1 protein-coding gene is annotated in these 503 nt (G+C 33.2%); it reads right to left on the bottom strand.

Going from position 1 to position 503, the window contains the following annotated elements; genetic code table 11:
- Window positions 1-17: 17 nt before the first annotated feature.
- A partial coding sequence (locus tag J8281_RS19015) for a DDE-type integrase/transposase/recombinase (protein WP_210199236.1) occupies window positions 18-503 on the bottom strand: 486 nt, incomplete at its 5' end.

The raw sequence follows: 503 nt of genomic DNA, 5'->3' as shown, positions 1-503 counted from the left end.
ATTAGCGTTGACCGTTTTTAGGTTAATACTTCGTTGTTAAAAATAGTCATTGTTTTCCTTTGATGGCTAGCCATCAAAGGAAAGTTTTTTTCGAATTCCACAGGTGTCATTTTATCGATGTTGTTATGTGTTCTTACATTGTTATAATTACTGACAGCTTGTTTTATTCTTCTTTTTAGTTGCTGATATGTTTTGATCTCCCATCGATCTAAATAATCTCTTTTTATAGTTCTATTAATGCGTTCTGCATAGGCGTTATCTTGTGCGCTTAAAGCCATACTGATCTGACAATCTTTACTTTTTAGGAGTTTAATATATTCTTTATAAATGTATTGAGCTCCCCTGTCAGAATGGTGTATTTTAGGTGGCGGATGACCTTTTAAGGCCATTTTAAGAGCCTTTAGATTAGCAGTAGCACGCATATGGTCAGAGACTGAGTACCCTACAATCTTCTTAGTATAAACATCTATTATAAAAACGACATAATAATGTTTCCCATTTAT

Origin of the sequence: Aquimarina sp. U1-2 (assembly GCF_017897595.1) — a bacterium.
Lineage (GTDB): Bacteria > Bacteroidota > Bacteroidia > Flavobacteriales > Flavobacteriaceae > Aquimarina.
The sequence above is the reverse complement of the archived record's forward strand: the minus strand, read 5'-3'. Positions and strand labels throughout refer to the sequence as shown.